The 23,568-nt window shown below is 36.6% G+C and carries 21 protein-coding genes; 15 read left to right on the top strand and 6 right to left on the bottom strand.

Annotated features, from left to right (window positions below):
- Positions 1-157: 157 nt before the first annotated feature.
- Positions 158-1,315: an acyl-CoA dehydrogenase family protein gene (locus tag ACNSTQ_RS15060; RefSeq protein WP_418200637.1), complete on the bottom strand. Its 1,158-nt coding sequence runs from the start codon at positions 1,313-1,315 to the stop codon at positions 158-160.
- 286 nt (positions 1,316-1,601) lie between these two features.
- On the opposite strand from ACNSTQ_RS15060, the gene ACNSTQ_RS15055 reads away from it, so the two are divergent.
- The 3 genes from ACNSTQ_RS15055 to ACNSTQ_RS15045 all read left to right on the top strand — a co-directional run bounded on the left by ACNSTQ_RS15055 (position 1,602) and on the right by ACNSTQ_RS15045 (position 4,487).
- Positions 1,602-1,955 carry an RNA polymerase sigma factor gene (locus ACNSTQ_RS15055; RefSeq protein ID WP_418200636.1) on the top strand — a complete coding sequence of 118 codons (354 nt, stop codon included), beginning with the start codon at positions 1,602-1,604 and terminating at the stop codon, positions 1,953-1,955.
- A 207-nt stretch (positions 1,956-2,162) separates the two neighbouring features.
- On the top strand, positions 2,163-3,461 hold the full coding sequence (locus ACNSTQ_RS15050) for an FAD-dependent oxidoreductase (RefSeq protein ID WP_418200635.1): 1,299 nt from the start codon (positions 2,163-2,165) through the stop codon (positions 3,459-3,461).
- A 21-nt stretch (positions 3,462-3,482) separates the two neighbouring features.
- Positions 3,483-4,487: a class I SAM-dependent methyltransferase gene (locus ACNSTQ_RS15045; protein ID WP_418200634.1), complete on the top strand. Its 1,005-nt coding sequence runs from the start codon at positions 3,483-3,485 to the stop codon at positions 4,485-4,487.
- A 102-nt stretch (positions 4,488-4,589) separates the two neighbouring features.
- On the opposite strand, the gene ACNSTQ_RS15040 is transcribed toward ACNSTQ_RS15045, so the two are convergent.
- Positions 4,590-6,146, bottom strand: coding sequence for an ABC-F family ATP-binding cassette domain-containing protein (locus ACNSTQ_RS15040; RefSeq protein ID WP_418200633.1), 1,557 nt, complete (start codon positions 6,144-6,146; stop codon positions 4,590-4,592).
- 359 nt (positions 6,147-6,505) lie between these two features.
- On the opposite strand from ACNSTQ_RS15040, the gene recQ reads away from it, so the two are divergent.
- A complete protein-coding gene (gene recQ / locus ACNSTQ_RS15035; protein ID WP_418200632.1) occupies positions 6,506-8,614 on the top strand; it encodes a DNA helicase RecQ in 2,109 nt (702 codons plus the stop codon).
- 196 nt (positions 8,615-8,810) lie between these two features.
- On the opposite strand, the gene ACNSTQ_RS15030 is transcribed toward recQ, so the two are convergent.
- Positions 8,811-9,290, bottom strand: coding sequence for a CarD family transcriptional regulator (locus ACNSTQ_RS15030; protein ID WP_418200631.1), 480 nt, complete (start codon positions 9,288-9,290; stop codon positions 8,811-8,813).
- Between the two features lie 145 nt (positions 9,291-9,435).
- Between ACNSTQ_RS15030 and ACNSTQ_RS15025 the strand changes: the two genes are divergently transcribed.
- Together ACNSTQ_RS15025 and ACNSTQ_RS15020 are read left to right on the top strand one after the other, a co-directional pair.
- Positions 9,436-11,622, top strand: a complete 2,187-nt coding sequence (locus ACNSTQ_RS15025) for a DNA topoisomerase III (protein ID WP_418200630.1) — start codon at positions 9,436-9,438, stop codon at positions 11,620-11,622.
- Positions 11,623-11,784: 162 nt separating this feature from the next.
- Positions 11,785-12,237, top strand: coding sequence for a hypothetical protein (locus tag ACNSTQ_RS15020; protein ID WP_418200629.1), 453 nt, complete (start codon positions 11,785-11,787; stop codon positions 12,235-12,237).
- Positions 12,238-12,288: 51 nt separating this feature from the next.
- Here ACNSTQ_RS15020 and ACNSTQ_RS15015 read toward each other — a convergent pair whose 3' ends face one another.
- Entirely contained in the window at positions 12,289-12,477 is a 189-nt protein-coding gene (locus ACNSTQ_RS15015; protein WP_418200628.1) for a hypothetical protein, read from the bottom strand.
- An 11-nt stretch (positions 12,478-12,488) separates the two neighbouring features.
- On the bottom strand, positions 12,489-12,749 hold the full coding sequence (locus ACNSTQ_RS15010) for a DUF2524 family protein (protein WP_418200627.1): 261 nt from the start codon (positions 12,747-12,749) through the stop codon (positions 12,489-12,491).
- 208 nt (positions 12,750-12,957) lie between these two features.
- On the opposite strand from ACNSTQ_RS15010, the gene ACNSTQ_RS15005 reads away from it, so the two are divergent.
- From ACNSTQ_RS15005 to ACNSTQ_RS14995, 3 genes are all read left to right on the top strand, one after another.
- A complete protein-coding gene (locus tag ACNSTQ_RS15005) occupies positions 12,958-14,250 on the top strand; it encodes a DHH family phosphoesterase (protein ID WP_418200626.1) in 1,293 nt (430 codons plus the stop codon).
- 309 nt (positions 14,251-14,559) lie between these two features.
- Complete coding sequence (locus ACNSTQ_RS15000; RefSeq protein WP_418200625.1) at positions 14,560-15,492, top strand: DUF4349 domain-containing protein; 933 nt, start codon at positions 14,560-14,562, stop codon at positions 15,490-15,492.
- A 592-nt stretch (positions 15,493-16,084) separates the two neighbouring features.
- Complete coding sequence (locus ACNSTQ_RS14995; protein WP_418200624.1) at positions 16,085-16,948, top strand: S1 RNA-binding domain-containing protein; 864 nt, start codon at positions 16,085-16,087, stop codon at positions 16,946-16,948.
- A gap of 204 nt (positions 16,949-17,152) precedes the next feature.
- On the opposite strand, the gene ACNSTQ_RS14990 is transcribed toward ACNSTQ_RS14995, so the two are convergent.
- Entirely contained in the window at positions 17,153-18,379 is a 1,227-nt protein-coding gene (locus ACNSTQ_RS14990; RefSeq protein ID WP_418200623.1) for an MFS transporter, read from the bottom strand.
- A gap of 359 nt (positions 18,380-18,738) precedes the next feature.
- Here ACNSTQ_RS14990 and ACNSTQ_RS14985 point away from each other — a divergent pair, with 359 nt between their 5' ends.
- The 6 genes from ACNSTQ_RS14985 to ACNSTQ_RS14960 all read left to right on the top strand — a co-directional run bounded on the left by ACNSTQ_RS14985 (position 18,739) and on the right by ACNSTQ_RS14960 (position 23,470).
- Positions 18,739-19,323 carry a LemA family protein gene (locus ACNSTQ_RS14985; RefSeq protein WP_418200622.1) on the top strand — a complete coding sequence of 195 codons (585 nt, stop codon included), beginning with the start codon at positions 18,739-18,741 and terminating at the stop codon, positions 19,321-19,323.
- A gap of 9 nt (positions 19,324-19,332) precedes the next feature.
- Positions 19,333-20,286, top strand: a complete 954-nt coding sequence (locus ACNSTQ_RS14980) for a M48 family metalloprotease (RefSeq protein WP_418200621.1) — start codon at positions 19,333-19,335, stop codon at positions 20,284-20,286.
- Between the two features lie 50 nt (positions 20,287-20,336).
- Complete coding sequence (locus tag ACNSTQ_RS14975) at positions 20,337-21,008, top strand: PspA/IM30 family protein (RefSeq protein WP_418200620.1); 672 nt, start codon at positions 20,337-20,339, stop codon at positions 21,006-21,008.
- 81 nt (positions 21,009-21,089) lie between these two features.
- Positions 21,090-21,392, top strand: a complete 303-nt coding sequence (locus ACNSTQ_RS14970) for a hypothetical protein (protein ID WP_418200619.1) — start codon at positions 21,090-21,092, stop codon at positions 21,390-21,392.
- Positions 21,393-21,498: 106 nt separating this feature from the next.
- On the top strand, positions 21,499-22,443 hold the full coding sequence (locus tag ACNSTQ_RS14965; RefSeq protein ID WP_418200618.1) for a hypothetical protein: 945 nt from the start codon (positions 21,499-21,501) through the stop codon (positions 22,441-22,443).
- A 172-nt stretch (positions 22,444-22,615) separates the two neighbouring features.
- Positions 22,616-23,470, top strand: a complete 855-nt coding sequence (locus tag ACNSTQ_RS14960) for a 5'-3' exonuclease (protein WP_418200642.1) — start codon at positions 22,616-22,618, stop codon at positions 23,468-23,470.
- The last annotated feature ends 98 nt before the right edge of the window (positions 23,471-23,568 follow it).

Genomic DNA, 23,568 nt, shown 5'->3' with positions numbered 1-23,568 from the left:
TAGCTTTTTACTCATGATTCTCCATCTCCAAGTTATGTCTCAATTTGTAGTTCTTACATTATACAAAAAAGTACCCTACAGAGAGAGCACTTTTTTTAAGTGTCTACTCTATAGGGTACATTTTAGAATAGGAGTCATCTTTTTATATTTCTTCCAGTTAGGTTGTCGAGATAGAACTTCTTTGGATTGCACTTTGAGCAAGTGTTTGAATCGTTGCGTCGTCCATCGGTGGATTATGCAGTCCAGCGCGGACGTCGCGGTAGTATCGCTGAAGTGGACTTTTTTCGGATAAACTTCTTGCGCCGACGACCCGCATCGCTTGATCGACCACTTCAATAGCTGAATTCGTTACGACATGTTTGACTGCGGCTAGATCAGGGATCGTAACCGTTTTATCTTCTAACTCATCCCATTTTTCTGCAACTGATAAAAGAAAATGTCGGGAGTGTTTTAACTTAAGCTCCATTTCACCAATTTGTCTTTGTAGATTAGGTAATTTAATAATGGGATGAGTGAGGCTATTTGGTTGATAGGAACTTGCAAACTCAATAGCATAGTTACTTGCTGCTTGTGCAATTCCTAAATAGCAAGCAGGAATATGAAGGAGCCAGCCGTTTGCTCTATGTCTCGGTCTTGAAGACACCATTTCTAATAAATGATCTTCCTCTACTTTTACATTCTCTAAAATTAAATCATGACTTTCCGTTGCCCGCATCGCAATACTATCCCACGTTTCCTCAATACGAACACCTGGTGTATCACGGGGGACTATAAACTCTCCAACCTCTTCACTCCCATCAATGGTAGCTGAAACTAAAAAGAAATCAAGGGCAGGAGCCATCGTTGTAAATGTTTTTCGACCATTCACTCTCCAATGCTCCCCATCTTTTACTGCCATTGTCTGCGGTTTACCGCCTCGTGTAGGCGAACCGGTTTGTGCCTCTGTGGCTGCACGATTAAGTAAGGCATTTTCTTTTACTTTCTCCATAATCGCTGCGTATTTTACTTTCGTCCAAGGCCGATTGGTTGCCAAATCTAAAATAATTCCAACATGCCAACCAATCGAAAGAGCAGTCGGCCCGCATCCTTGAGCTAATCGTTCATGCAGTAATATAAATTCATATAAGGAAGCGCCTTTTCCACCGAATTCTTTCGGGAGTGTTAATGTGGTATAACCGATCTTTTTTAAATCATTTATATTTTCAATTGGAAATGTAGCCTCAAGGTCATGAAGTTGAGCTCGTTTCGAAAACTGATCTGCTAATTGACCAATTTCTTCGTATCGTTGATTTTGTTCTTCTGTCTTAAAAAACATATGACATCGCCCTCCCAGCTTCTTACTTATTAACTACCATGAGTTCGTTTGGAATGCAAATTTTAAGTGCATATTTTCTAGAGATATAAGTAAGTTACAGTTGCTAAATGGTGTGAAATGGTAAAATAAGGTTAGGTTATTTTGTCACACAGTATTTATACGAACGAATTATATTGAGAAGGAATTGTTGTATACATAGAATTTTTCAAACTAATGTTAAAAGATTGTAACCTTTTGAAGCTGAAATAAGACTAATCAGTATCAATAAAAAAGGGGAGGTTGAGTTTTGGAACGAGAACATGTAAAAGAAGAGATTAAACAAATTTACCGTGACCATTACAATGATGTGTATAAGTTTCTTGTAGCTTTTACAAATACAAGAAATGAATCTGAAGACTTAACGCAAGAAGTCTTTATCCGTTTATTTAAATCGTTACCTAAGTTTAAAGGAGAATCACAATTAAAAACATGGATTTTCTCGATCGCACGGAATGTTGCCATCGATCATTTAAAAAAATGCAGAAGACAGCAGTTGGTGAGTGACATTATCCTAAAGTTCATGCCTTCCAAAGATAAGACAACCGAAGAGCTAATTGAAGCGAAAGAAGATATTGATACTGTGTATGCTTCACTAAGATAGTTAAAGTATGAATATCGGATGGTAGAGGTATTTTTAAATGAATAACATGTTCATTTAAAGCAAGGGAAAAGGGATCTCTTGCTTTTTTTTGTTTTTTAAAGTTTTAAGTATATATATAGGGGGAAGTTTTAATTTTAATATACATAAAATGTACCTACATACTTCAGTACTAGGTTAATATTCCCGGTGATTATAGGAAGTGATGTCATGAAAGTATTTATTTCAGGTGGAGGTATAGCTGGTCTAACGTTAGCGTTGAAACTTCTTAAGTATAACGTAGATGTCATCGTTGTTGAAAAAAATGCAAAACCATCGACTAAATATAAAGGTGAGCTATTACAACCGAAAAGTATTGAGATATTGAGTCACTTAGGTTTGGGTAAACAATTATCGCGGTATGGTCAAAAAATAGAAACGATGGTAGTAAAATCACTAGACCCCACTCATGGGGAGAAATCTGCCAAATGGGATTATCGTATTTTAGAACATTCTTTTAATTATGCAATGATGATCCCGCATGAAAAATTAAAAGAACTATTACTAGAAGCCTGTCATCAATTAAAGAATGACTTTTATTTAGCTGATACGAAGTTTCTATCACTCGAACCAAAAGAAACTGACTTAAAGGAAATAGCTGTAATTGAACAGTCTGGAGAGGTGAAGAGAGTATCTAGTGAATTTTTTATTGGGGCTGAAGGCAGGATATCTCCTGTACGCCAAGCCCTCGGGATCGGTGTGAAACAAAAGAAATATAATCATCATTTTTTAACAGTATCGTTTCCTAGACCACCGCAATTAAAGGATGCAACGATTATTACTAAAGAAGATCAACTATTAGGTCTTTTTCCATTACCCAACGATTTAGTTCGAACCGTCTTACTTATTAAACAAGGTGAATATAAACAATTGCTTCGAAATGGTTTAAACACCTTTTATAAAAAATACATCAATTTAATGCCAGAGATGGATGGGTATGTTCAAAGTATCGACAGCTTTAAGAAAATTCAACTGATGATCCCGGTTAATCACCATGCCGAAAACTATGTTTACGAAAATGCAGCAATAATTGGAGATGCGGCTCACAGTGTTCACCCTATTGCTGGGGAGGGGATGAATTTAGCCATTCAGGATTCAGATGTACTTGGTGAATTGTTAGCGTGGATGAACAGCACCAATCGATTAGATCCAATACATCTTCGTTGGTTTGAGCGTGTAAGAAGGCCTAGGGTTGAATACATTTCTAATTTAAGTCACTTTTCTGCGCTCGTATATTCTTATGATTTTGCTTTGTGGAGGAAGTTTAGAATGCAAGTCCTGCAAAGAATAGAGAGAAATACACGTCTTCATTTTAAGCAAATATTAAATATTTCAGGCTTAGGAGCATGGGAAGAAAATATGCTTGATCGGTTAATACAAGCTGGTTTTCCATTAGCTCAACAGTTTGGCCAATCTTTTGACCAAGTAGAACATTTTTACAATAAAAAGGACGATTATCCGTGGTACTAAAAACAGGGAGGGGGAATCAAATTGTTTAAGGAGTGGAGAAGAGTATGGGAAGCAAGAAAGTGGATGAAAAGAAATGAAGGGTTTCTTCCGACATGGCACGCCTATATTGGCTTTAAAATGAATTTATTTGATGAACTTGCTAATGGTAAGACGCTCTCTGAACTTCAACAGTCTACTGGTATGGACGAACAGTTAATCACCTGTTGGGTAGACGTAGGGAAAGTAATCGGCCATCTAAAAATAGGGGACAAGCAAAGAATCTATCCTACTAAACAAATGATCACGTATTTCTCGACTAATAGTCGCTATTCTGTTGGTGAACTATTGAGAGAAATGATGGAATTGCATATTCCGACTCTATTAAACTATCCTCATTTATTGACAAACGAGACTACTAGAAAGAACTATGATCATGAGGGGTTTGGTCAGACTGTTGCAGAAACTTCAGCACTCATTGAAAAGTTCGCCTTTCCTAAAGTGAATAAGAAAATAAAGAAGTCAAAGGCTACTTCTATTTTGGATATTGGGTGTGGTCATGCTGGTTATCTTGTACGCTTATCCAAACTCTATAAAAACAAGGAATTCACTGGGATTGATATAAATAGAAGTATAGTAGACGAAGCACAGAAAAAAGTAAAAGAAAACAAGATTAAAAATGTAAAAGTTTATCAAAAAGATATAACAAACGGAGATAAAATCAATCAAGTCTTTGATTACATTATGATGAATAACCTTCTGCATTATTTTAGTAGAGAGGGAAGAGAAGAGTTGTTTCAATTAACATACGATAGTTTACAAAAAAACGGCTCCTTATCTATTATCTCTCCTTTATACTTGAGTAAAAGCGGGAAGGTATTTTCGGTAGCCTTTAATAGCTTTATGACCGCCCATGAAAATTTACATCCGATTCCTACCGAAGGTGAAATTAGAACGTATGCTAAAAATACAGGGTACCAAATTGATGAAATTACTCCTGTCGTTAAAGAAGGTAGCTGGTACATGATCGCACTGAAGAAAGAGGGATAGCTTTACAGGAAATGCTTATTGACAAGGATTGAAGTATTATAAAATGCGCTCAGCTATTGCGGTCTGAGCGCATTTGAATTTCAGTTTACTTTAAAATAAGAATTAAATAACCTTCGTTGTCCAAGTCTCGCAATTCCATTTTTCAGTAACGATATCATTATAAAATTCAGGTTCGTGGCTAATAAGAAGGATGCTTCCTTTGTAAGCTTTCAATGCACGCTTTAATTCTTCTTTTGCATCGACATCAAGGTGGTTCGTCGGCTCATCGAGAACGAGTAAGTTCGTTTCATTGTTAATTAGCTTACAAAGACGAACTTTTGCTTTTTCCCCACCACTTAAGACCATAATTTTACTTTCAATATGCTTTGTCGTTAATCCACATTTTGCTAATGCAGCACGAACTTCAGCTTGGCTGTAAGAAGGAAACTCTCTCCAAATTTCGTCGATACACGAATTTTGATTAGCCGCTTTCGCTTCTTGTTCAAAATAGCCAATATGCAAATAGTCACCACGTTCAACCGAACCTGAAACAGGCTTAATCTCACCTAAAATGCTTCGTAATAATGTCGTTTTTCCGATACCGTTTGCCCCGTACAATGCAACTTTTTGTCCGCGTTCCATACGAAGGTTTAATGGTCTTGAAAGTGGTTCATCATAACCAATCACTAGATCTTTCGTTTCGAAGATTACTTTTCCAGACGCACGAGACTCTTTGAAATTAAACTCAGGTTTTGGCTTCTCCTTAGCAAGTTCAATGACTTCCATCTTATCTAGCTTTTTCTGGCGAGACATCGCCATATTACGTGTTGATACACGCGCTTTATTTCTTGCGACGAAGTCTTTAAGTTCAGAGATTTCTTGTTGTTGCTTTTTATAGGCTGACTCTAATTGCTGTTTTTTCATTTCGTGAACTTCTAGGAAATGATCGTAATCACCGACGTAACGATTTAACTCCTGGTTTTCCATATGATAAATAAGATTAATTACACTATTTAAGAACGGGATGTCATGTGAGATTAAGATAAACGCATTTTCATATTCATTTAAATAACGCTTTAACCACTCAATATGCTGTTCATCTAAATAGTTTGTCGGCTCGTCCAATAGTAAAATATCAGGCTTTTCTAATAGGAGTTTAGCAAGGAGGACTTTGGTTCGTTGTCCACCACTTAAATCATCGACATCACGGTCTAATCCGATATCAGTTAGTCCAAGACCACGGGCGATTTCTTCAACTTTTGCATCAATCGTATAAAAATCATTATTTGTTAAAATATCTTGAATCGTTCCTGTTTCTTCTAGCAACTTTTCTAGTTCATCTGGAGAAACATCGCCCATTTTATCAAATAGATCATTCATTTGTGTTTCTAAGTCAAATAAATATTGAAAGGCACTTTTTAATACGTCGCGCATCGTCATGCCTTTTGTCAGAACCGTATGTTGGTCTAAGTAGCCGACACGAACTCGTTTGGACCACTCAACTTTTCCAGCATCGGGTTGTAATTTACCTGTAATGATATTCATAAACGTTGATTTTCCTTCGCCGTTTGCTCCAATCAGACCAACATGTTCTCCTCTTAAAAGGCGGAAAGAAACATCATTAAAAATCGCACGGTCACCAAATCCGTGACTTAAGTTTTTTACTGTTAATACACTCATGAATGGACAACACTCTTTCTATATAAATTTATAGATAATCAATTTAATTTTTTGCACCTTACCTATTATAAAACGAATGAAGCTATTTTAACATACTTTGAAAATATCCAATTTATTTTTTTGTAAATGAGAGCTTTGTAGAGAAGTGTTGTTTCTTTACAAAAAGTTTGTACAATCAATCTTATGACTATTGTAAAATGAAGTATCGGAGTTAACTTAGCCTACGGACTAACGATGATAAACCTTACCCCCTTTAGTTCTTTTAACTATAACAAGTAGAAAAGGTCATTTTCCTCCATTTATAAAAATAACAAATTCCTTTACAATAGAAAAAGCAGTAGTTAGGAAGGAGTTCATTCATGCAAACAAAAGCAGTTGAACTTTTAAAACAATACTTTGGCTATGAAGCTTTTCGGAAAGGCCAATATGATATTGTCGAGAAAGTTTTGGAAGAAAAAAATACACTTGGTATTATGCCAACAGGTGGAGGTAAGTCCATCTGTTATCAAGTTCCAGCGCTTATCTATTCTGGAATGACAATCGTTGTTTCACCACTTATTTCATTAATGAAAGACCAAGTGGACGGTTTAAATCAGCTTGGAATTCCGAGTACATATATAAATAGTTCTCTCTCGAATAGTGAATTAAGTGAACGAATCGAGAAGATGAGAAATGGACAATATAAACTAATTTATATTGCACCTGAGCGGTTAGAAGATGTTCGTTTCTTTTATTTATTAAATGAGCTGCCGATTTCGCTCGTTGCAATTGATGAAGCGCACTGCCTTTCACAATGGGGACATGACTTCCGCCCGAGTTATTTAAATATCTCATCACTTATCAGGAAATTGCCAACAAATCCGGTTGTGTTAGCTTTAACGGCAACTGCAACGCCTCAAGTAAGAGAAGATATTTGCCGTCATTTAAGCATTGAAGAAGAGAATACGATTGTGAATGGAGCGAGAAGAGATAATTTATCGTTACAAGTGGTCAAAGGGCAAGAGAAATTTTCTTATGTCTCGCAGTACTTAAAAAAGCACGCCTCAAGTTCAGGGATTATTTATGCGTCAACGCGGAAAGTCGTAGAGCAACTGTATGATAAATTAACAGAAAAGGGAATAGCTGTTGGAAAATATCATGCCGGCTTATCAGATCTCGAACGAGCGAAGTATCAGGATGATTTTATCCGTGACAATATAACGGTTATGATCGCAACAAATGCATTCGGAATGGGTATTGATAAATCCAATGTCAGGTTTGTCATTCATTACAATTTGCCAAGAAATATCGAATCGTATTATCAAGAAGCGGGAAGAGCAGGACGAGATGGTGAAGAAAGTGAATGTTTGTTACTTTTTGCACCTGACGATATTCGTATTCAAAAATTTTTAATTGAACAATCCGATCTAGAAGAAACCAGAAGAACGAATGAATACAAAAAGTTGCAGCAAATGGTAGATTATTGCCATACGGAGTCGTGTCTTCAACAATATATTGGACACTATTTTGAAGATGAAGAATTTGAAAAGTGTAAAAAGTGTTCGAATTGTCTAGATGATGGCGAAACTTCGGATGTGACCAGAGAAGCACAAATGGTCTTTTCCACGATTAAGAGGATGCGAGAAAAGTTCGGAAAAACAATTGTCGCACAAGTTCTAGTTGGATCGGAAAGTAAAAAGATCAAAGACTTTAAATTAGATCAATTGACGACCTATGGCCTACTCAAAACGTGGACAGGGAAAAATCTATCTCAATTTATCGATTACTTGACGGCAGAACAATATTTGAAGCCTTCTGAAGGTAATTTCCCGACGTTACGTTTAACGGATAAAGCAGTTGCTGTTTTAAAAGGAGAGCTACAAGTATACAGGAAAGAAAAGGTGGCTCATGTAGCGATTGAAGCGAATGACGAAATTTTTGAGAGTTTACGTAAGGTACGTAAAGAGATCGCAGATGAAGCAAAAGTCCCGCCTTATTTAATTTTCTCAGATAAGTCGCTTCGTGAAATGAGTCGCTCAATTCCTTCAAGTACCGAAGAATTATTACTTGTGAATGGAGTCGGCCAACAAAAACTAGAGAAATACGGTGAACAATTTTTAGCTGCATTGCAACCGTATCGGAATCAAAAAAGTGAACAGGGCGTAACAGTACAGAAGAAAGTTTCGTCAAAAACACCGAGTCACCATATTACGTATGAAATGTATGAGCAAGGAAGTTCAGTCAAGGAAATCGCTGCCGAGCGGGAGTGTACAGAAGAAACAATCTTAAGTCATCTAGAAAAATGTGTCGATGAAGGAAAAATCATCGATCTTCATCAATTTGTTAATGAGCATCACGAACAATTAATTGAAGAAGCCATTGAGAAGATCGGAGCAGAACGATTGAAGCCTCTCAAGGAAAGCTTACCAGAAGAGGTAACGTATTTCGAAATTCGTTATGTGATTGGAAAGAGAGTTAGGCATGGTTAGCTGAATAAGGATTTAGAGCGAGTGGGTGTAGATAGGCTATGTAAAAACATTAAGAGAAGAGGCTAGGTAACTCACTCAGCCTCTTTTTTGATATCCTTGCAACTAATACTTCTTAAGGAGACCGGCTGCGCAAATAGCATTTTTCATTGAAGAAAAACAAAAAAACCTCTTCATCGGGAAGAGGTTTTCAGGACGATTAACCGTTAATTGCATTGTCTAAAAATTCAATTGCTTGTTCTTCTTCAAATCCTTTGACAAGAATGAGTTCGCTAATAAAAATGCGTCGTGCATTATCAAGCATAAACTTATCTTCAGTACCAAGCTTCTTATTTTTATTTAAGAACATTAAATCCCTAATTACTTGGGCACTTTCACAAATATCACCCGTTTTCATTTTCTTCATGTTTAAATGATAACGTTGGTGACGATTAACCGAGTCGTCTGGTTCACCATCGTGAAGAATTAATAAAGCTTTTTCTAACGTATCTGGGTCTACGACTTCACGTATACCGATAATTGATGTTTTCTCCATAGGAACCATTACTTGCATCGTACTATGAGACAAATTTAAGACATAGTATTGTTGGGTCTCCCCAAGAATCTCTCTTTCCTCGATATCTTCAATCACACCAGCGCCGTGCATAGGGTAAACAATCTTGTCTCCAACTTGAAACATAGCTCGACCTCCTAAATTTGAGTTCTTTATTATTATATCACACTTGTCTGATAATAGCAAAATTAATAATTTTATCACTCATTAATTTCACTGTCAATCAATTTATGATATAGTTTTTAATAGTTGTTGTTGAAAGGGTGTTTTTATGAAAAAAACAGTAGTTCTGGCTGAAAAACCTTCAGTAGGAAGAGACATTGCAAAAGTTTTAAATTGTCCGAAAAAAGGCAACGGATTTTTTGAAGGTGATCGTTATATCGTTACTTGGGCGCTGGGCCATTTAGTGACGTTAGCTGACCCTGAATCCTATGATGAAAAATATAAATCCTGGAATCTGGATGACCTTCCTATGTTACCCCAAAATTTAAAAATTATTGTAATTAAAAAAACAAATAAACAATATCAAGCCGTAAAAGCTCAATTAAATCGCAAAGATGTTGGAGATATCGTTATCGCGACCGATGCTGGTCGAGAAGGAGAGTTAGTCGCAAGATGGATTATCGAAAAAGCGAGTGTGAAGAAGCCAATTCAACGTCTATGGATTTCCTCTGTTACGGATAAGGCGATAAAAGAAGGGTTTCAAAAGCTTCGACCAGGTAAGGATTATGAAAATCTGTATGCAGCGGCGGTTGCACGAGCTGAAGCCGATTGGATTGTCGGTTTAAATGGGACAAGAGGATTGACATCAAAGTACAATGCTCAACTATCTTGTGGAAGGGTCCAAACCCCTACACTTGCGATTATCCATCAAAGAGAACGAGAAATTGCTGAATTCAAACCGAAGAGTTACTATGGTATAACTGTTCAAGCTAATAAATCGTTAAAACTAACTTGGCAAAATACTGAGACGAAAGAGTCTAGAACATTCGACCTAAATCACGTGAAAAGAGTACAAGAGAAAATAAGTAATCAACCGATACAAATTGTAGATATCGAAAAAAAATCAAAAAAGACATACTCACCACAACTGTTTGATTTAACCGAATTGCAGCGTGAGGCAAACCGTATATTTGGCTTCTCGGCAAAAGAAACGTTAAATACGATGCAAAAATTATATGAGCAACATAAAGTTTTAACATATCCCCGAACAGATTCGCGTTACTTATCTGAGGATATTGTAGATACTCTAAAAGACCGAATAGAAGCATGTGGTGTTGGTCCGTATGCGAAGCAAGCTTTTAAGATCGCACAAAAACCGATAAAGGCAAGCCGTCATTTTGTTGATAATCAAAAGGTTTCAGATCACCATGCTATTATTCCAACGGAAGTCGCACCTATACTTTCTTCATTAAGTGAGAAAGAACGTAAAATCTATGATTTGGTTGTGAAACGCTTCTTAGCCGTCCTTTCACCACCATATGAATACGAACAAACAACGGTTGTGACTAAAATAGGAGGAGAAACCTTTATTGCAAAAGGAAATGTTGTTCAATCTCTAGGTTGGAAAGAAATTTACGGAGATGATATTGAAGAAAAAGATAGTGCAATGAGTAGTGACATCCTCAAATTAACGAAGGCGGATGCTTTATCGCTTCAGTCTGTCACACAAACCGAGGGAGAAACAAAGCCACCAGGATTATTTAACGAAGGAACTCTACTCTCAGCGATGGAAAATCCAGCAAAGTTTATGGCAGAAACGAATAAGGATCTTGCCAAAACGCTTGGAAAAACTGGAGGACTAGGAACAGTTGCAACGAGAGCGGATATTATTGAGAAGCTTTTTAATAGTTTTCTTATTGAAAAAAGAGGAAAAGATATCGTAACGACTTCAAAAGGAAGACAATTACTAGAGTTAGTACCTTCTGACCTTAAGTCACCAGCACTCACAGCAGAATGGGAGCAAAAGCTTGAGGCCATTGCAAAAGGAAAGTTAACGCAGCAAGCGTTTCTCGTTGAAATGAAAGAATATACAAAAGCAATCATTCGTGAAATTAAAGTGAGTGAGTCCAAATATAAGCATGATAATATTTCGGGACGGACATGTCCGGAATGCGGGAAAAATCTACTACAAGTGAACGGGAAAAAAGGGAAGATGCTTGTTTGTGAAGATCGTGAATGTGGACATCGAAAAGCAGTTGCGAAGAAAACGAATGCACGTTGTCCGAAGTGCTTCAAAAAACTAGAATTACGTGGACAAGGTGAAGGACAAGTATTTGCTTGTAGCTGCGGACATAAAGAGAAGCTTTCAACCTTTAATGAGAGAAAGAAAAAAGAGAAAAATACGAAAGTCTCCAAAAAAGAAGTCAATCAATATTTAAAGAAACAAGACAAACAAGAAGAGCCATTCAATCCAGCCCTAGCAGAAGCCCTAGCCAAGCTAAATCTAAAAAAATAAAACATCAGGTGCCATTAAATATTCGGTGCCAGGCACCTTTACCACTGTAATAGAGTAAAGGTGCCTGGCACCATTTTTTTTATTTCTCTTTTCTCTATTATTTATTCTAAAATCTATTTTTTTGAATAGAGTAATAGAAAAGAGATGAAATGAGGTGTGGAGATGGTTTTCGTTCTACCATTTATATTCGTTCTATTTGGATTTATTTTTGCATTTATTGGGGGTACTATTTCTAGTCAAATGAATCATGTCCCGTTCTATCAAATGATTGATGAAATCCTTTTCTATTTTCAATCGATCCTAACTGGGGCAGGACAAGCCTCGTTTGTTTTTAGTTTTGATATTATCCATGAATTTTTAATACCAGGGAGCTTATACTTTTTAGCAGCAGCATGTTTGGTCTCAGCGTGTAAAATGCTTTATCAACAAATTGAGACAGAACAGTTGGAGGAGTCATTTCTCCGAATAGCAATTATTACCGTTATTGGATTGATGACAATCGTATTGTTCTATAAGGGTGGAGCTACATTGCTTATTATTTCAGTATGCTTTGTTTTAGTGATTAACATCTATCAGTGTGTAAAATTTTTATTTGTAAAGACGGTACAACCATAAAAGAAAGGCTGACAGAAGTGAGCGACTATCACTTATAAGTCAGCCTTTTTCTCAATCTTTTTTATCAAACTGTTCCTCCAACCATTCATAAAAGTGATCTTGATTATGAAAGGCTGTTGTATCTTGAGCATAAGTGTTATCACGTGCTTTTAATTGCCCTTCATCCATAAAAAATTCCCACCCTAAATCTTTTGCATCTTGAGTTAATAAAACGATTTGTTTTAATTGATCATAGTTCATTTGTAGCCCCCCTAGTAGATTCCTTTTACCATCACTTCTTGAATTTCTTTAATTTTTCGTTGTAACTCGGTTAATCTACTTCGTTGATCTGGATATTGGACCATTAATTGATCTGCTTCATTTACCAGTTCATGTAATTGCAGTTGAATATACGAATAGTCAGAAAGGTCATTTTCACGGATGATTTTCGTTTCTAAAAGTTCATCCAATCCATCATCTACCAAACCTTGTGCTTTATCTAAAAAACGTTCGATTTCCTCATTTATTTCCACATGAAAACCTCCAGACTTCCCGTTTTTAATAACATGTGAAAAATTCATTCAAGTTATTCCTGTTCGCATTTCCTGAATGAACAACATGGAAAGTGTTTACCTACAATGGCCATCACTTCTTTTACGAAGTCTATTTTTAAAAAATTGATGAATTTGATGGAGTTGTCACATAATAATATAACAACTTAGAGTGAGGAGTGACATCTAGATGTTTCATTTATTTACTCATAATGATTTAGACGGGATTGGTTGTGGGATCCTGGCGAAATTGGCCTTTAAGGACCAGGTGCGAGTACGCTATAACTCCGTAAGCGGATTAGATTTTCAAGTCGAACGGTTTTTAGAGCGTGCGAAAAAGGACGATTTTATTATAGTAACCGATTTGTCAGTCAATGAAAAAAACACCGAAAGAATAAATGAATATTATAAAAAAACAGGCAAAGCAAAATTAATCGACCACCATAAAACGGCTCTTCATTTTAATGAGTATGAATGGGGAAGTGTAAAAGTTGAATATGAGGATGGGAGGTTAACGGCAGCAACCTCATTATTTTACGAATATTTAGTTGCTAACGGACAGTTGGAGTCTTCTCCTGCGGTCGAAGAGTTTGTAGAATTAGTAAGACTCTATGATACGTGGGAGTGGGAAAAAAATAATAAAGAAACAGCGAAGCGACTCAACGATCTTTTCTTTATGATTTCAATTGAAGATTTTGAAGAGCGAATGGCGGGGCGACTACAGCAAAGTGACAGCTTTTCTTTTGATGAATTTGAAACAAAAATATTAGATATGGAAGAGAATAAAATTGAACGTTATGTTCGCAGAAAGCGAAGAGAAATGGTGCAGACGTTCATTGATAGTAAATGTGTAGGCATTGTCCATGCGGAAAACTACCATTCAGAATTAGGAAATGAATTAGGAAAAGAAAATCCGCATTTGGATTACATAGCGATTATGAATGTCGGCGGGAAAAAAATCAGTCTGCGTACGATTCATGATCATATCGATTTATCAGAAGTTGCAGGGCAATTTGGTGGAGGAGGACATGCGAAAGCGTCAGGGTGTCCTTTAACAGATCATGCTTATCAACTGTTTGTTGCAGAAGCATTCCGTATTGAACCGATGAAACCAGATGCTTTTCGTAATCAGTACAACCTTAAGGGAGCCGAAAAAGGTTGTTATTATGAAAATCATTTTGAAGATCAATTTTTTGTTTATCAAGTCGGTGAAAATAAATGGTGTATGGATCGAAATGGTAAGATGGTTGGACAAACTTTTACAACGTTTGATGAAGCAGTATACTATTTAAAAAGAAATCATTCTGCTTGGTTAGCAAGAGACGAACAATACGTCGATTACCTCTCACAAACCTTAATTCAATCAATAAAAAAAGAACAAACGAATGAATATGGAAAATTAACTGAGAAGGATACGAGTTTTGTGCCTTATGAACCGATTGTACACGCTTCTGAACAAGAGGACCGACCATTGTCGCACTAACAGGTATTTTAGCTCTTATCAAAAGTTATTCCAGAAGAACTTTGATCAATTTAAAGAGGCTGACTCATAAGGGGACGCACCCTTTCGAGTCAGCCTTTTGTATTTTAGTTCATTATAACGAAGGTTACACACAAGAAGAAAGGAATAGGATGATAAGGTTTCTACAGTGATTTGTTTCCAAAAGGAACAGTTATAGTTTTCCAGACAGCCTCTTTTCTAGTTCTCACTTTAGTGAAAATTCTTTTGTAACTTTTTTTCGTTAAAGGTCGTCTAATTGTTTAAACCGAAACGAATGGAGTGTATAAGTTCATGCAGAAAATATACCTACAATGGTTAGTTTTAATTGCGATACTAGGAATCAGCATCGTGTTATCAGCTTGTAGCAGTAATGAATATCAGATAATGAGTGAAGACTCTGGTGGAATGGATATGGTCGCTGAAGAAGCGAGCTATAGTGGAGTGGCAAATCGGGGGATGACATCTGAGAAGGAAATGATAGAGGATACTCCGGCTTCTAACGATGAGCCTTTAAGTGGTGCGACTTCTGAGAGAATGGTCATTTACAATGCGCACCTATCCCTTGAAGTGAACGATTATCATCAATCAGAAGCTGCCATTCAAGATCGAGTAAGAGGCCTTGGTGGGTTTGTCATAGAGTCCTCGATTTATCGATCAGGTGAACAACAGCTTCACGGAAATCTGGTCGTGAAAGTACCACAAAAACATTTCCAAGCATTTTTAGATGATGTAGAGTCTGAGAGTGTTAAAGTAAACGAACGAATGATAAGTGGAAATGATGTAACGGAAGAATATGTAGATTTAGAATCTCGTTTACGTTCGAAGCGAGTCGTAGAAAAACGTTTGCTTGCATTTATGGAAGCCGCTGAAAACACGGAAGACTTATTAAAAATTTCTTCAGATTTAGCGAAGGTGCAAGAAGAAATTGAGCGAACACTTGGTCGAATGAACTACTTAGAAAAAAATGTAGAGTTCTCAACAGTCACCCTCTACTTACAAGAAAATAAAGTGAATGTTCCATCGATTCAAGGAAGTAATGACTTAAATACTTGGGAAAAGTCGAAAAGTTTATTTATGGCGTCCATCAATAATACGATCACTTTATTTTCTGGTTTTATTGTTTTACTTATAGGTCTTTCACCGATTTTTATCCCAGTTACGATTATCGCACTATTTATCATCTATAAACTTCGAAAAAGACCTAAGAATACGGAGACATTGTAGACGCTCCAACGAGTTTACGCTATATTTAAATACAATGGTAGTTTTTCCGGTATTAAATAAAAATAAAAGGCTGATTTATATTCAAAAACTTCACGCTAAAGCGTGAGTAACCAAGCTTTTGCTTGGTTACGGTCCAATATCTAAAAGCAACAATAGTTTAGAATTGAACAAAAAAAATATAAAAAGCTATGATCTATAAATTAAAGGGTCATAGCCTTTTATAATGGACAAATGCCTGCATAAAAAAGTAAATACAGCCGATGGCAACGGCGGGGACCATGATGAAATGAAAAAACGTGGCCTCATCTAGGCTGTAAATGACCACATCTAAATATTTAAAAAAACTACTTAAAAGCAACAACCCGAAAATCGTATAAAATACAACTTTTTTCTTTTTCTTAATTGTAAAGCACATCCTTACTCTAATTAGTACCTATCCTTCATTTTAGTAGCAATCCTTTGTGAAATAAAGTGAAAACTAGGAACAATAGTATGCAAGCACAATACTTTTGGTATAATAGGTAAGGCATTGGTCAAATATACCATTGGTCATTTTTTAAGGTGGATAAATAGAATAAGGAGTTTTTTAAGAATGAATAATTTACAAGCAGGTTCAATTGCCGAATTACGAGTAGAGAGACAAGCCGAATTTGGTTATTTTTTAACGGATGGCGAACAAGACTTTCTATTACATACAAATGAAATCACAGGCGAAGTAAAAGAAGGCGAAATGATTCAAGTTTTTTTATATAACGACAAAGAAGGTCGTCTCGCTGCCACGATGACAATTCCAAAGATTCAGTTAGGTGAATACGATTGGGTTGAAGTCGTTGATATTAATCCCCGCTTAGGTGTCTTTGTTAATATCGGTATTCAAAAAGATATTCTGGTTTCCCTTGATGATTTACCCGCTTTTAAAACGGTCTGGCCAAAAGTTGGAGATCAATTACTGGTTACATTAAAAACGGACTATAAAGATAGATTACTCGGGCAGCTTGTTACAGAAGAGGTCGTGGAAGAAATAGCGAAAGAAGCTACTGTCGAAATGGACAAACAGCAAATTTCAGGACGCATTTATCGTGCATTAAAAGTAGGTTCTTTTATGATGTCAGATGAAGGCTACCGTTGTTTTATTCATGAAAGTCAAAGACGACAAGAACCACGCCTTGGAGAACAGGTTACCGGTCGTGTTATCGATGTAAAGGAAGATGGAAGTCTTAACGTATCGCTACTTCCATTAAAACAAGAGAGTTTAGATGAAGACGCAGAGATGATTTATTCCTATATAGAGCGAAGTGGCGGCAAAATGCCGTATACGGATAAGAGTGACCCAGCAGACATTCGCTTAGATTTTGGAATGAGTAAAGCTGCATTTAAAAGAGCCCTCGGCAGATTAATGAAAGAAAAGAAAGTCGAACAAAAAGGGGACTGGACATTTCTAATCAAAGGCGAGTAGAAGAGAAAAGCCGATGTCTAGCTTGAGATTAGAGCCACGAATTAGTATTCGGATCAAAAAAGGAAAATCTAGACCATCAATGGCTATGATGACCTATTCATACAAAATTCAATTAGAACAAATAAGAAAAACCTTCAAAACTCGCTGTACAGCACGAGTATGAAGGTTCTTTCTCGTTCATTATTATTTAAGCAGAATAACCCTCTAGCCATTCATCTCTTCGATTTTACGATCGGATGGTAAGAAAAACGTCAAAACCCCAATCAATGGAAGAGCAACGGTGAATAGCATCGTGTTTGTTAAGCCGACAACATCGGCAAGCCATCCGAGTGCTACAGAGCCGATTGCTCCCATACCGAAAGCAAGACCGACAATTAGCCCAGAAACTGTGCCGATTTTGCCTGGTACTAATACTTGTGCGTAAACGACAGTTACCGAAAAACTCGATAAAATAATAAAGCCAATAACAGCTAATAAAAAGTAAGTTGCAGTGGGCCCTGCATACGGAAGGATCAGTGCTAATGGAGCAGAAACTAGCATCGAAAGCATGATCATCGTTCTTTTTCCAAATCGATCAGCAAGCGGTCCTCCAGCAAATGTTCCGATCGCGCCAGCTAAAAGAAAGACGAAAATATAGCCTTGGGATTGGGCAATTGTTAAACCGAATTTTTCAATAATGTAGAAAGCATAAAAGTTGGTGATGCCAGCATGGAACCAAGATCTAGCAAATACTAAAAAGATTAATAGACTAATAGCAAACATGACCATCTTCTTATGATTAGGACTCATCTTAGTTGGTACAACTTGCTTTTTTGGCATTTTAGCTATGGCAATGATTTGACTAGAATACCACCTCGCAATGTAAACGAGCAGTCCAATCGCCAAAGCAGCAATGATTGTAAACCAAATTGCGCCAAATTGGCCTAGAGGAACTAAAATTAGTGCAGTTATAAGCGGAGCCATCGCTTGACCTGCATTTCCTCCAACTTGATAAATAGACTGCGCAAATCCGCGACGTTTTCCAGCTGCCATATAAGCCACGCGTGATCCTTCAGGATGAAAAGTTGCTGATCCTAATCCGATAAAAATGACTGAAAGAACGACAAACCAAAACGACGGAGCAAAAGCGAGCCCGAGTACTCCAAAAAATGTAAAGCAAAGTCCGATAGGTAAAGCATACGGTGACGGCTTTTTATCTGTATATAATCCTACGACAGGTTGAATTAGTGAAGAAGTTATATTCAATGCGAATGCAATGATACCGAGCTGAGTAAAGGTTAACCCCATTGACCGTTCGAGTATTGGGAACATAGCCGGTACGAGTGCTTGTATCGCATCATTAAGTAAATGAACAAATCCGATAATAAGTAAAATGTTGTACATTGTTTTTTCTTGAGGCTGAACAGTTTGTTGTTGAGCTTTTGCTTGCATAGAAGTTCTCCTTTCGTAATACGAAATTATCGTATCATTAAACAGGCAAAACTGCTAAGTGAAATTTTATTATGAGACAATTCGCTAATTATGAGCAGAACACCACCAATTTATTGCGAGGTGGTAATTTAAGAATAAAATACTAAATTTTAAAAATATTGGTAAGGGGCAGTTAAATATATTAAAATGAAAAGGGAAATTTTATTTTTGTACACCTAAAAACGTTGGTATCAAAATGGTTAATTTTTAATTTTTTTTGAAACCAAACAAAACCCCGTTCGTAAATATAGCATAAGCTCACTCAACGCCCACTTTTTTGCAAAAGGTCAAAACAAAATAAAAATAAAGGAAGGTAGTTTATGACAACACTCATTGTAGTTCTTTTACTAATCGCAATACTCATTCCGGTTAGCGTCATTATTTATTTATGGTTGTCCTACAACAAACTCGTTCGTCATGAACAGTATGTAAAAACCGCTTGGTCCAATATTGACAATCAACTGGATGCTAAATACCGAATTTTAACGAATGTGGTCCAAATGTTTGAACTCGGTTCAGACCGAGAGAAAGATTTTGTGGAATCCGCTTTACTGGCACGAAAAGGGTTAACAAGTAAAAGTGTCAAAGAAAAAGCAGTCGCCAACGAAAACGTCAACTCCTTATTACCACAAATGTCTATGCTAATGGAGGCGTACCCAAATTCAAATGTCGCCCACTCCCTGAAAGATGCTATGTCTTCTATCAAACAAGCAGAAGAAAAAATTACGTATGCACGCACGGGCTACAATGGAGGCGTTGAGAATTATAACATTCTCATTCGTTCATTCCCGACGAACTTAATAGCTAGTAAATTTGGCCATACACCTAAAGAGTCTTTTTCAATTACGGAAGAAGAAAGAAAGGTTTACAATCATTTATCAGTGAATGACGTTCGGTCGAAATAGGTGATGGAAATGACAAAAACTAGTGAAAAAGATTTACGATATTTAATGTCCGGAGAAGAGATTCGGAAGAATAAATTTAATTCAATCTTTCTACTCATCGTTTTTTTCTCACTTATTGTCGGTGCAGGTGCACTATATGGCTACCTTGAAGGAGATGTCATTACTTTTACGTTTATTACGATGGCTATTACCGGGGCTTACTTATTATTCAATTTCGTAACGTTCAAGTTCATGATCAAAAAAAGCATTAACGGTAGATTGGTGACGAAGGAAGCTCAAGATGAAAAGTTACGGACTCTTTACTATATTGTTGAGAGATTATCGGTAGGATGCAACATCAAAATGCCGGAAATCTACGTAATTCCTACAAACATTCCGAATGCTTTTGCAACTGGATTTAACCATAATAATGCTATTGTGGGTGTAACAGAAGGTTTGTTACATATGCTTGATGAGGACGAACTTGAAGGGGTTATGGCCCATGAATTTGCCCATATTATGAATTACGATATTAGGTTAAAAGCTGTGACGATCGCACTTACATCGTCTTTCGTTCTTTTAGCTGAAATTATTTACCGAAACATGCGGGTTAAAGGAAGATCAAGGAACAATAATAATGATGGTAAAAGTACAGCCCTATTATTTGTTGTTGTGCTAATTATTCTAGTATTTTCTCGAGTCATTTCTGCATTACTTTCTTCAGCGATCTCAAGACAACGAGAATACATGGCCGATACGAAAGCGGTACGGATTGTATCCAATAATCGAGGACTAATTAATGCATTAGCGAAAATTGGTGGTTATCGTCCTCGCTATAGTAAATCTGAATATGAAGCACAACTTGGGGGAAATAATCTTAAGTCATCCTACATCTATAACCATTTCTCCAAGAAAACCGCATCACTTTTTTCGACTCATCCTCCTATTGAGGACAGAATTCAAAAGTTAGAAAGAACCATCTAAGCCAGTCACTATAGATCGTAAAAAATATAGTTTAAAAGGAGTTTTGTAGAATGTCTATTTTCGGAAGATTAGTTACGTTAATTAAAGGAAACGCTCATGCTGCCATTGATTCGATGGAAAATGTGGAAAATGTCTTAAATCAAAAGATCAGAGATTTAGAAGGTGCCTATGCAGAGGCTCGAGATGGAGTAGCAGGAGCTATGGCAGAACAAAAACGGTTAGAAGGGTTAGCAAACCAAGCAGAAAAAGAAGCTGAAAAATGGTTAAATCGAGTGAACAACGCGTTAGACTCTGGTGACGAAGCAGCTGCAGAAGAAATGGCAGTCCAGTATGAAAAGCACCTAGGTGAAAAAGAGAATTTCCACGCCCTAGCCGAAGAGCAGGCCGATACAGTATCGGTTTTACGAGATCAGTTGGAATCGCTTCAGGAGTCCATTGCTGAAGTGAAATCACAAAAAGCATCGATTGTTGCTAAACATAAAATGGCAGATGCTAATGAAAGTATCAATAAAGTATTTGAAAAAGTAAACAAAAATAGTTCACTTAATACTTTAAATCGTTATGAAGAACGAGCCAATGAGCGATTAAATAAATCAAAAGCTGTTAAGCAGTTAAACTCTACGACTTCTGTAGAAGAGGAGTTTAAGAAATATGATAAACCAAATGGCTCTTCCGCATTAGAACGAATTAAACAGCAACGAGAAGATAACAGTCAACAATAAGGACCGAATAAAACGTACTTTGCTATGATTGTCTAGTAAAGTACGTTCATTTTTATTCTTGTAGAGAAGGTGGTGCTCAATATGTTAAATGAAAATAAAGAAGATATGGCACATCATTTTATCCAATTGCACTTGAAAAGCTTGCCTATTACGAATGAAACGATTGAAAAGGTAATCGATGGGACTGCCATTCGCGTTATAACGAATAAGACACCGTTAAGAAGAGAAGCGGACGTTCAAGTGAAATTGGACGATACTTATGAAACACTGAGGTTCTTAAGTCCGAACTTACACATTACTTCCGCATTTATAAAGGCTCAATTAGCTAACTTTGTTTACCATAATAAAGCTGAATTAGAAAAAATGTTTAATGATATTATTTGATTGTCCGGTAGCCGTAATTCAGTATTCCTATCGTGCAAACTAGGAACCTAAAGAACGATGACGTTGAAACATTTGTATAGAATATCGTATGAATTGAGGAGAGGTGATGACGGTGTTCACAGAACTAAATGAGAGGCTGTTTGTAGCTAAAGAAAAGAAGCGGAAAAAAGTGAAATACGAAGAACATATTGCTCGTAGTGAGGCTTACTTAGAAGAAGAAAAAGAAAAAGTTAATCACTTGTATCTTCAATTGAAAAAAGAAAAGAAAGACGTTTCCCGGCTTGAAAAAATTACATTAACGAATATCTTTTTTACGATTATGGGTAAAAAATTGGAGAAGCTTGATCAAGAACAACAAGAAGTTATTGCAGCTGAATTAAAATATAAAGAAGCAGCAGAAACGATTATGGACTTGGAAAAAGAATTAAAAGATTTACGTATGATGCTGCAAACCGTTGGAAACGCAGAAAATGAATATAAAAGTTTATTAGAGGAAAAAGAACGGTTAATCCATGATAAGCATTCAGTTTTAAGCAGAGAATTATACGACCTTTCAGAACAAGAAACGAGTATTCGGTCGTATGTAAAAGAATATGAAGAAGCGATTTCAGCAGGTCTTGCTTCTCTATCCTCACTACAACGAGCCATTCATTCGCTTGATAAAGCAAAAGGCTGGTCAACGTGGGATATGTTCGGTGGTGGGATGCTTACAACATCTATTAAACATAGTCATTTAGATGATGCGAGAAAACAGATCCATCATGCACAAAATCAACTTCGTCTGTTTCAAGAAGAGCTTCTTGACATTGAAAATCACTTCCACATTAACATGGATATAGGCAATTTTCTTACATTCGCAGATTATTTCTTTGATGGAATCGTTGTCGACTGGTTAGTGCATGGAAAGATCAACGACTCATTAAATCAAGCTGAAGAAACCACTGCGAAAGTACGTGAAATTATTTCTGTATTAGATCAACATAAAAAACAATTAACTGATGACTTTAATGAGATCGTTAGAAAAAGGAAAGAAAGGTTGGAAAGTGCATAATTGTTCATAGTGCAAATCCGTATACGTTTTTATCTATTAATCTAGTTCATAAAGAGGGAGTGACAATTAATGGTCACTCTCTCTTTTCACTATCCAATTCAACAATAGTTTGTTAGGATAGATAGGTACGTCCTAAAAGTCAGGAGTGGGTTTCTTGGAAAATAATAAATTAATGCTAGTTGATGGCATGGCTCTATTATTTAGAGGCTACTACGCAACAGCATATAGAGGATATATAATGAAAACCAGTGCAGGCGTTCCTACGAATGCGATCTATGGTTTTGTTAGATATATGTGGGATGCTATTCAAACATTTGAGCCGAGTCATGTCATTTGTTGCTGGGATATGGGCAGCAAGACGTTTCGTACCGAGCTCTACGATCAATATAAAGCCAATCGAGGCGAGCCACCTGAAGAGTTAGTTCCTCAATTTGATCTCGTCAAAGAAGTCGTATCCAGTTTTGATATCCCGAATATTGGAATTCATCAGTTCGAAGCAGACGACTGTATCGGTTCATTAGCCAAAAAATATAGTTCTGAAATGCAGGTTCAAATTTTAACGGGAGACCACGATAGTTTACAACTTGTTACCGACCGGGTACAATCGATTATTATGAAAAAAGGGATGTCTAACTATGAAGTATATACACCTGAGAAATTACTTGAAGAAAAAGGTCTAACTGCAGCTCAAATGATTGATTTAAAAGGATTGATGGGAGACACGAGTGACAATTTCCCTGGGGTTAAAGGAATTGGCGAGAAAACAGCGATTAAGTTATTAAAAGAGTATGAAACGATTGAAGCTATCATTGAAAACTTAGAGAAATTACCAAAGGGAATGAGAACAAAGATTGAAAATGAATTGGACATGCTCCACCTGTCACGCCAACTAGCTGAAATTCGTTGTGATGTACCAATTGAGTGTGTCGTTGAAGACGCATTATTAACCATTGACGCAGAAAAAGTAAGAAAGCAATTTGAAACGCTTGAGTTTAATAAGCTATTAAAAGAAATGGGGATCCAGTAAGTACTTGAAAATAGCAGGGAGAAATAGCATTGCTTATTTTCGGTTTAGCGCGCAATGGATCGTTATAACTTTAAATGTCAAACACACCTTTCTTCTAG

It is taken from the genome of Alkalihalobacterium sp. APHAB7 (genome assembly GCF_048323755.1).
Classification (GTDB): domain Bacteria; phylum Bacillota; class Bacilli; order Bacillales; family Bacillaceae_F; genus Alkalihalobacterium.
This window is presented reverse-complemented; position numbering and strand designations above follow the sequence as displayed.

Coding starts and splice junctions, on each gene's coding strand:
- ACNSTQ_RS15060 (WP_418200637.1), bottom strand. CDS start 1,315: ATGTTTTTTAAGACAGAAGAACAAAATCAACGATACGAAGAAATTGGT.
- ACNSTQ_RS15050 (WP_418200635.1), top strand. CDS start 2,163: ATGAAAGTATTTATTTCAGGTGGAGGTATAGCTGGTCTAACGTTAGCG.
- ACNSTQ_RS15040 (WP_418200633.1), bottom strand. CDS start 6,146: ATGAGTGTATTAACAGTAAAAAACTTAAGTCACGGATTTGGTGACCGT.
- recQ (WP_418200632.1), top strand. CDS start 6,506: ATGCAAACAAAAGCAGTTGAACTTTTAAAACAATACTTTGGCTATGAA.
- ACNSTQ_RS15030 (WP_418200631.1), bottom strand. CDS start 9,290: ATGTTTCAAGTTGGAGACAAGATTGTTTACCCTATGCACGGCGCTGGT.
- ACNSTQ_RS15025 (WP_418200630.1), top strand. CDS start 9,436: ATGAAAAAAACAGTAGTTCTGGCTGAAAAACCTTCAGTAGGAAGAGAC.
- ACNSTQ_RS15020 (WP_418200629.1), top strand. CDS start 11,785: ATGGTTTTCGTTCTACCATTTATATTCGTTCTATTTGGATTTATTTTT.
- ACNSTQ_RS15015 (WP_418200628.1), bottom strand. CDS start 12,477: ATGAACTATGATCAATTAAAACAAATCGTTTTATTAACTCAAGATGCA.
- ACNSTQ_RS15005 (WP_418200626.1), top strand. CDS start 12,958: ATGTTTCATTTATTTACTCATAATGATTTAGACGGGATTGGTTGTGGG.
- ACNSTQ_RS15000 (WP_418200625.1), top strand. CDS start 14,560: ATGCAGAAAATATACCTACAATGGTTAGTTTTAATTGCGATACTAGGA.
- ACNSTQ_RS14995 (WP_418200624.1), top strand. CDS start 16,085: ATGAATAATTTACAAGCAGGTTCAATTGCCGAATTACGAGTAGAGAGA.
- ACNSTQ_RS14990 (WP_418200623.1), bottom strand. CDS start 18,379: ATGCAAGCAAAAGCTCAACAACAAACTGTTCAGCCTCAAGAAAAAACA.
- ACNSTQ_RS14985 (WP_418200622.1), top strand. CDS start 18,739: ATGACAACACTCATTGTAGTTCTTTTACTAATCGCAATACTCATTCCG.
- ACNSTQ_RS14980 (WP_418200621.1), top strand. CDS start 19,333: ATGACAAAAACTAGTGAAAAAGATTTACGATATTTAATGTCCGGAGAA.
- ACNSTQ_RS14975 (WP_418200620.1), top strand. CDS start 20,337: ATGTCTATTTTCGGAAGATTAGTTACGTTAATTAAAGGAAACGCTCAT.
- ACNSTQ_RS14970 (WP_418200619.1), top strand. CDS start 21,090: ATGTTAAATGAAAATAAAGAAGATATGGCACATCATTTTATCCAATTG.
- ACNSTQ_RS14965 (WP_418200618.1), top strand. CDS start 21,499: ATGACGGTGTTCACAGAACTAAATGAGAGGCTGTTTGTAGCTAAAGAA.
- ACNSTQ_RS14960 (WP_418200642.1), top strand. CDS start 22,616: ATGCTAGTTGATGGCATGGCTCTATTATTTAGAGGCTACTACGCAACA.